Annotated in this window: 8 protein-coding genes and 1 tRNA gene; 5 read left to right on the top strand and 4 right to left on the bottom strand. The window is 49.0% G+C overall.

Features of this window, described 5'->3' with window-relative positions:
* From LBJ25_01665 to LBJ25_01680, 4 genes are all read right to left on the bottom strand, one after another.
* A partial coding sequence (locus LBJ25_01665) for a S8 family serine peptidase (GenBank protein MDR1452671.1) occupies positions 1-397 on the bottom strand: 397 nt, incomplete at its 3' end.
* Positions 398-587: 190 nt separating this feature from the next.
* Entirely contained in the window at positions 588-905 is a 318-nt protein-coding gene (locus LBJ25_01670) for a hypothetical protein (GenBank protein ID MDR1452672.1), read from the bottom strand.
* Positions 898-1,131: a UPF0175 family protein gene (locus LBJ25_01675; protein MDR1452673.1), complete on the bottom strand. Its 234-nt coding sequence runs from the start codon at positions 1,129-1,131 to the stop codon at positions 898-900. Before LBJ25_01675 ends, LBJ25_01670 begins: the two co-directional genes overlap by 8 nt.
* A gap of 298 nt (positions 1,132-1,429) precedes the next feature.
* Complete coding sequence (locus LBJ25_01680) at positions 1,430-1,819, bottom strand: hypothetical protein (GenBank protein ID MDR1452674.1); 390 nt, start codon at positions 1,817-1,819, stop codon at positions 1,430-1,432.
* Between the two features lie 288 nt (positions 1,820-2,107).
* On the opposite strand from LBJ25_01680, the gene LBJ25_01685 reads away from it, so the two are divergent.
* From LBJ25_01685 to LBJ25_01705, 5 genes are all read left to right on the top strand, one after another.
* The gene (locus tag LBJ25_01685; GenBank protein MDR1452675.1) at positions 2,108-2,476 is read left to right on the top strand and encodes an SDR family NAD(P)-dependent oxidoreductase; all 369 of its coding nucleotides are present in this window, start codon (positions 2,108-2,110) and stop codon (positions 2,474-2,476) included.
* Positions 2,477-2,502: 26 nt separating this feature from the next.
* On the top strand, positions 2,503-2,646 hold the full coding sequence (locus tag LBJ25_01690) for a hypothetical protein (GenBank protein MDR1452676.1): 144 nt from the start codon (positions 2,503-2,505) through the stop codon (positions 2,644-2,646).
* Positions 2,647-2,723: 77 nt separating this feature from the next.
* Complete coding sequence (pheS, locus tag LBJ25_01695) at positions 2,724-3,740, top strand: phenylalanine--tRNA ligase subunit alpha (protein MDR1452677.1); 1,017 nt, start codon at positions 2,724-2,726, stop codon at positions 3,738-3,740.
* Between the two features lie 7 nt (positions 3,741-3,747).
* Complete coding sequence (gene pheT, locus LBJ25_01700; protein ID MDR1452678.1) at positions 3,748-6,135, top strand: phenylalanine--tRNA ligase subunit beta; 2,388 nt, start codon at positions 3,748-3,750, stop codon at positions 6,133-6,135.
* Between the two features lie 315 nt (positions 6,136-6,450).
* Positions 6,451-6,540: transfer RNA gene (locus LBJ25_01705), tRNA-Ser, on the top strand.
* Positions 6,541-7,201 lie beyond the last annotated feature (661 nt).

Below are 7,201 nucleotides of genomic sequence, written 5' to 3' on the forward strand. Positions count from 1 at the left end.
CAATGACCCTGACCGGCAGTATCTCGGCGTTCCAGGCTATGCCGGCCGTGCCTTTGCCATTATTGCCTATAGCCGCCGCAATACCGGCCACCGCTGTGCCGTGATAGGAAATTTGGGAGCTTGCGGGATTCGGTTCGGAGTTATTGTCAGATGGGTTGCTGACAAAATTCCAGCCGGACAGAACATTCAAATCCTCATGGCCGCTGTCCACACCGCTGTCCAGAACAGCGATCTTCACTGTATTGGCATTGCCGGTGCTCAGCGCCCAGGCGTAATTGGCGCTGATCTGCCTCAGATAATCCTGCTGATTGTAATGCGTATCGTCGGGCTGCACGGGCGTGACCGCCCCGGCCGCGCTCAGCAGTAAGATCAGAATTAAAAAATATTTGCGTAGCATTGCTTAAAAAATCTCCCTCGTTTAAATACATACCCATTTTCTAATAAACTATACCTGTCGCGGGGGCGGCAGGTACCCATCAAAAAAAATAAATCCATGTCTTTTATATCGACGCATATAGTAGAAATATGTATTGATTTTTTCTGGGCTTTTGGGCATGCTGGCTTGGCAGACCCGCCAGAGTGTTAAATCAAGCCAGCGTCAAAAGCTCATTACTTTGAGCCGCCTGACGAGCTTTGCCGTCGTCTAGGATCAAGAGGGCGTTATTTTTTTCCAGAGCCAGAACGATAGAACTAGCTTCGCCGGGGTCAAGCAGCGTGGTGATTAATTTTGTTTTAGATGCGTCCCTAACTGAAACTACAGAAACCCAATCCGGCAGCGCTTCACCAAATTCAGCGGAAACTTCATCGGTAATAGTTATCCGTCCATAAATATTATGCAGAATATCTAATAAACCGATATTGGCCAGAGCGATAAGACAGCTCGTATTTGAGATAACTTCAGGCATTAGAAGCGTCTTGCCGCAATTCAGCTTGGTTTTGTGAGAATAAAGATACGGTATAACTGCCCAACAACTCCGCAAAACCCCGTTTGGATAATCCCACTACATCCGCCGCTTGCCCAAGCGACAAAGCTTTTCTCTCATATAACTTAGCAGCCAGCATTGTTTTTAACTCTGATTCTGTAGCGTTGGCCGTATCCGGCAAACTTATATTAAGACTGACATTTCTCATAAAAATTGCCCTTTAACGCAGTATAACATATCTCGACAAAAAATAAATCCATGTCTTTTATATCGACGCATATAGTAGAAATATGTATTAATTTTTTCTGGGCTTTTGGGTGAATTACCGATTAGACTGAAGCGTGAGCGCATAAATCCGCTAAAATTGAGTATAATAATACATATAACAAAATTGACATTATTTCCCAAAGAGGTACAATATAGTCAACGGTCTTGATGGTGCGGCAGAGGAATGAGCGTGTCTGTTGCGGTAATTTTGGATAAATCGATACTCTTTCCAAAAACCATCAAGACTCATTTTTTCTAGTCTTAAAGGCGGTTAAAAGAAATTTTAATTTATTTCCATAAATTTCAGGCGCAATGACTGCCATTTTGTTTTTATATAAAATCTCAAACCGCCCAGACCTGCCTTTAGCAATTACGCCATTTTCTATAACATCCGGGATGTCTGACAAAAACTCTTTTGTGTCAATTTTTTCCTGAGAGCGCCTTTTGACAATATGCGCCAGTCCTGCATTTTCGTCACCCCAGATTAAAGCAATCTCGCCAATATCCTCGCGGTGAAAAGAATCCGATACATAGCCCTGTTTTTCTCTTAGCAATTTATTTACGGCATCCCGGCCTTTGTATTCCTTAAATTCAGTTCCCAAAAATTTTTTGAACTCCTGTTCGAACATCTTAGACGTATTTTCCTCGGCTTGACTGGACTCTGTCAACTTAGCGCGCTCCCCACTTTAAAAACCCTATGTTTCTTTGCGGGCAGAGCGTTGACATACTCGATCTGAATAAGCCTGGACATTCTGGATTTGAGGAGTGCAAATTAAACTATGGTGAGGTCTTGACTTTTTTTGCTTAGTCTTTATACTTACCATAATTAAGAATGATTACTATTATTGATTTATAGGACGAGCGGGGATTGAGAAGCGGCAATTAATAAGAATCCTTAAAACAAAGAGGTTATTTTTATGCCAGGACGTTTAAAGGGCAAAGTGGCTATTATTACGGGCGGCACCAGCGGCATTGGTCTGGCCACCGCTCAGGAGTTTGTCCGGGAAGGCGCTAAAGTCGTGATCACCGGCCGCCGCGCGGATGTTGGCCAAAAAGCGGCGGAGTCTGTCGGCGGCCCGGAGTTGATTCGTTATCTGCAGCAGGATACTTCTGCGGAAAAAGGCTGGGCGGATCTTTTTGCGCAGGTTATTAAATGGTACGGCGCGGTGCAGATCTTGGTGAACAGCGCCGGCGTTGCCATAAGCGGAGACATAGAACACCTCAGTTTGGAAGACTGGCGTAAAACTATGGCTATCAATCTGGACGGCGGTTATTTGGCGCAGTAACACCGCGGGTTTTAAGAGGTCGAAAAATGGACAAAACAGTCTTGTACAAACTTTCTTACGGGCTTTATGTGATCGGAATAAAAACGCCGCAGTGGTTCGGCGGCTGCGTGGTGGACGCGGTCGCGCAGGTGGACGGCGGTTATTTGCTTGAAAGAAAATTTGACCAATGAGCTGCTTAAAACGGAAAAAGAATTTACCTTATCTGTCCTGCTGTTTTAGGTTTGTTGTGTTATAATTTCCCCCAATTATGCAGGCAAAATTGCAGGAACTTCAGGCTGGCGCGCTGTCCGCCGCGGCCAAAGTCGACAGCATTAAATCTCTGGAAGATTTGCGGATAAAATATCTGGGCAAAAAAGGCGAGCTGACGGCGATCTTGAGCGGACTGGGCGGTTTGTCCCAGGCCGAGCGGCCGCTGATCGGCAGGCTCAGCAACGAAGTAAAGGCCGCGATCACCGCCGCGCTGGACAGCCGTCTGGCCGAACTGGAAAATCAGGAAATACAGCAAAAACTGGCCGCGGAAACCATAGATATTACTTTGCCGGGGCGGCGTATTCCGGCCGGCCGGCCGCATATTTTGACCGCGGCGCGTGAAGAGATCGTCGAGATTTTTAGCGCGCTGGGCTACACGGTCGCTGACGGCCCGGAGCTGGAGGACGACTTTCATAATTTCGAGGCTTTGAATATTCCCAAAGACCATCCCGCGCGCGACATGCATGACACTTTTTATGTCGATGACGGCCGCGTCCTGCGCACGCATACTTCACCGGTGCAGATCCGTCTTCTGGAAAAAGGCCTCCTGCCGCTCAAAGCCATTATGCCCGGGCGCGTTTACCGCTGCGACGCTGATGTTACGCATTCGCCAGTCTTCCATCAGGTCGAAGGTCTGGTCGTTGGCGAGAATATTACTTTTGGTGATCTGAAAGGCACGCTGGAATTATTTTTAAAAAGAATGTTCGGCGCGCAGCGCAAGGTGCGTTTTCGCAATTCGTTTTTCCCGTTTACCGAGCCGTCCGCCGAAGTCGACGTGGAATGTTTTGTCTGCGGCGGCCTGGGCTGCGCGCTGTGCAAACACACCGGCTGGATCGAGATTTTGGGCAGCGGCTCCGTCGACCCCAATGTTTTTCAAGCGGTGCATATTGATCCCGAAAAATACACAGGCTTCGCTTTTGGCCTCGGTATCGAGCGCATCGCCATGCTCAAATACGGCGTCAAAGACATTCGTTTGTTTTACGCTTCAGACTTGCGTTTTTTGCGGCAATTTTAGGAGAATTATGCGCGTATCGTTAAATTGGCTAAAAGATTACGTTGAAATAAAACAGACTCCGCAGGAGCTGTACGAGCTTTTCAATGCCAAAATTTTGGAAGTGGAAAGTTTTCAAGCGGGCGGCGCGGTCAAAGGCGTGGTTGTCGCGCAGATAAAAGAGGCTGGCAAACATCCGCAGGCCGATAAACTGCAGGTGCTGAAAGTCGACACGGGGCGGGAGGAATTGCAGATCGTCTGTGGCGCGCCCAATGCGCGGGCGGGTTTGAAAACGGCGCTGGCTCTGGTCGGCGCGGAATTGCCCGGCGGTCTCAAACTGGGCGCGGCCAAACTGCGCGGCGTGGATTCTTACGGTATGTGCTGTTCGGAAAAAGAGCTGGGTTTGGCGGACAGATCCGCCGGTATTATCGAGCTGCCCGCTGACGCGCCGGTCGGCCAGGATTTTGCCGAGTACGCCGGTTTGAATGACAGCGTTTATGAGCTGGGTATTTTGCCGAACCGCGGTGATCTGCAATCCTACCGCAATATTGCCATAGAGATCGCGGCGGCCAGTTCGGCAGGTTCATTGACCGCCGGCGCCAGACTGAAACTGCCGGAGATAAAACCTGTGAAGGCTCTGCGGGCGGCGTCTCCACGCTACAAAGCTGATATTACCATTGATGCGCCGGACTTATGCGGCCGCTACATGAGCTGTATTCTCAAAGTGCGGATCGCGCCATCGCCGGACTGGCTGCAAAAAAAATTGCGCGCCGCCGGTTTGCGCCCGATCAATAATGTCGTAGACGTGACCAATTTTGTGCTGAATGAGATCGGCCAGCCTTTGCACACTTTTGATTATGCCAAACTGCGCGGCGGCAAAATTATTGTGCGGCGCGCCAAACATGGCGAGAGCATCCAGACCCTTGATGAAAAACAAATTAAATTAACGGAAGATATGCTGGTCATCGCTGACGCTGAGCGGCCGTCCTGTCTGGCCGGCATCATGGGCGGGCTAGGATCCGCTGTTTCGGAAAATACGGAATATGTTTTGCTGGAGGCCGCGTATTTCAATCCGCTGTCGATCCGCCAAACCGCGCGGGCGGCGGGGCTGCGGTCTGATTCTTCAGTGCGTTATGAAAAACAAATTTCTTTTGACGGCGTGGAGGACGGCTTTTCCCGCGCGATAGACTTGTTCATTCAAACCGCGCAGGCAGAAGTGGTTTCCGATATTGTCGATCTGGCGCCCGGGCGTCCGCAGCCAGTGACTGTCGAGCTGCGTCCGGCGAAAGTCAAGCAGATCCTGGGCGTGGATATTCCCGAGCCGCAAATCGCGGAGATTTTGACGAGCCTGCGCTTCCAGCTCCAGAAAAAAGAGACAAATTATCTGGTGACTGTGCCTTCCGGCCGCGCGCACGATGTTTACCGCGAGATCGACCTGATCGAGGAGATCGCGCGGATCTACGGTTATGCCAGGATACCTTCGACGTACCCGCAGCTGGTCGTTCAGCCGGAAAGCCTGTCCCCTAAAGAGCGGGTCTTAAAAGTTTTGCGGCGCGTGCTGCAGGCCGGCGGTTTGAACGAGACGCTGAGCTACTCCATGACCGCGCCGGATATTTATCAAAAGATCGGTTTGCCGGATCAATTCCGCGAGCCGATCCGGATCACCAATCCGCTGTCTGTAGAAGAGTCTGTTTTGCGGCAGTCGCTTTTACCGCAGCTGAGCAGAGCTGTCTCAGCCAACCAAGACCAGCAGATCCAAAATATCGCGCTCTACGAGATCGGCCGCGTGTACACACGGCAGGGCGAGCAAGAACGGGCGGCCGCGGTGTTTACCGGCGATCTGTCCCTTGGCGCGCTGCGCAAAGAGCAGATTATTCAGGCGGATTTTTTCACGCTCAAAGGCCTGGTGGAAGCCATTTTGGCGGAATGTGGCGTACCGTTGAAAAAATTGCAGCGGTCTAGATCGCCGTTTTTTCACCCCGGCAAGTCTTTTGACCTGCCAATGCTTTCGGCTGGTGAATTATCGCCGCTGATTTTGAAAAAATTGGGTTTGACGCGGCCGGTTTTGGCGCTGGACATCGATCTGGATCTGCTGGCCAAAATGGCCAATTTTGCTAAGGTATTTACGGATTTTTCCGCCTATCCTGCGGCAACGCGCGACATGGCTTTTTTGATCGACCAAACAGTCTCTGCCGCGGAGATCGAAAAAGCGATCCAGGCCGCTGCTGGTGAAAATGTCGAACGCGTGGAGTTGTTTGATTATTACACCGGCCAAAATATTCCCGCCGGCAAAGTGTCCCTGGCTTATTCGTTGACTTACCGCGCGCCGGACCGCACGCTCAAAGACGAAGAGATCGCCAAAATGCACGAGACTATTGTTAAAGAATTGGAGCGTAAATTAAAAGCGGAATTGCGTTAGAGAGAGAAGGCTGAAACAGGTTTTTAAGGGGGAGGGATTTTACCTGTTTCAGCCAGAAGCACATTAAGCCAGTATTTCGATCGTCGGAGTCATCAACTCTTCCACAAAATTGATCGTCGGGGTTTCCGTAGCGGCGGCCGCGGCGCCCAGCGCGATAACGATCAGCGAAATCAGTAGTGTTTTTTTCATATCCATCAACTCCTTTACGTAAAAAATCACATTAAGAATTCGCAAGTTCTTTCAAGAAAATGCAGCGATATTTTCTGTTCTTTTCTAGCGTGATTAAAACGGATTTGTTATAATTTACCGATTTACGGAGAGGTCGCATAGTGGCCGAGTGCGCTGGTTTGCTAAACCGGTAAGGGGGAAACCCCTTCGAGGGTTCAAATCCCTCCCTCTCCGCCAAACGATACTTTTTTCATTTTCCGAAAAATTTTGTCTGTTGTGCAGGCTTAAAACCCGCCAGAAATTCTTAAACTCAACACCAAAATGCAGACAATCCGTTTTCCCATTGGCCGTATTTTTCAGCGCGGGGGCTGTCTTTTTTTCAGCCCGCCCGCCCAAACCGCTGTCTGTATTTGGATTTTTAGTTTCAGCGGAAGCGTTTTTGCGAGGGCGCGGCGCAATGCCCAGAGAGAAGTTCGAGCCGGTGTTTTCGAGGAATTTTCGCTTCTCCGAAAGATCGTCAGTTTCCAGCATCTTTTTTGGCTCATTCAAGCCGTTTATAAACTCCTGCAAAAGTTCGAGCCAGTAAAACTGCCCTCTTTCCAGATATTTTAATCTCTGCTCCAATTTCAACTTTTCCTCAAGCATAAATTCTTTCTTTTTAGCAAAATCCCTTTTGCTTATAGTGTTCTCTAAATATAAGTCGAGCAATCTATTTGTCTTGTTGTCCATTTCGTTTATCTGTTTGTCCAGTTCTTTAGCTTCTTGTTCAACAGAAGCAGAAAGGGTTTGTCTTTCGTTTTCTATTTGTGTCTTTAAATAATCAATCAGATTTTCGGATACAGTAACTTTCTTTATCTGTTCATTTATTTTATCTACCAGTAGTTCCTCTCTAACATAA

It is taken from the genome of Candidatus Margulisiibacteriota bacterium, assembly GCA_031268855.1.
GTDB lineage: Bacteria > Margulisbacteria > Termititenacia > Termititenacales > Termititenacaceae > Termititenax.

Coding starts and splice junctions, on each gene's coding strand:
- pheS (MDR1452677.1), top strand. CDS start 2,724: ATGCAGGCAAAATTGCAGGAACTTCAGGCTGGCGCGCTGTCCGCCGCG.
- LBJ25_01675 (MDR1452673.1), bottom strand. CDS start 1,131: ATGAGAAATGTCAGTCTTAATATAAGTTTGCCGGATACGGCCAACGCT.
- LBJ25_01685 (MDR1452675.1), top strand. CDS start 2,108: ATGCCAGGACGTTTAAAGGGCAAAGTGGCTATTATTACGGGCGGCACC.
- pheT (MDR1452678.1), top strand. CDS start 3,748: ATGCGCGTATCGTTAAATTGGCTAAAAGATTACGTTGAAATAAAACAG.
- LBJ25_01670 (MDR1452672.1), bottom strand. CDS start 905: ATGCCTGAAGTTATCTCAAATACGAGCTGTCTTATCGCTCTGGCCAAT.
- LBJ25_01690 (MDR1452676.1), top strand. CDS start 2,503: ATGGACAAAACAGTCTTGTACAAACTTTCTTACGGGCTTTATGTGATC.
- LBJ25_01680 (MDR1452674.1), bottom strand. CDS start 1,819: ATGTTCGAACAGGAGTTCAAAAAATTTTTGGGAACTGAATTTAAGGAA.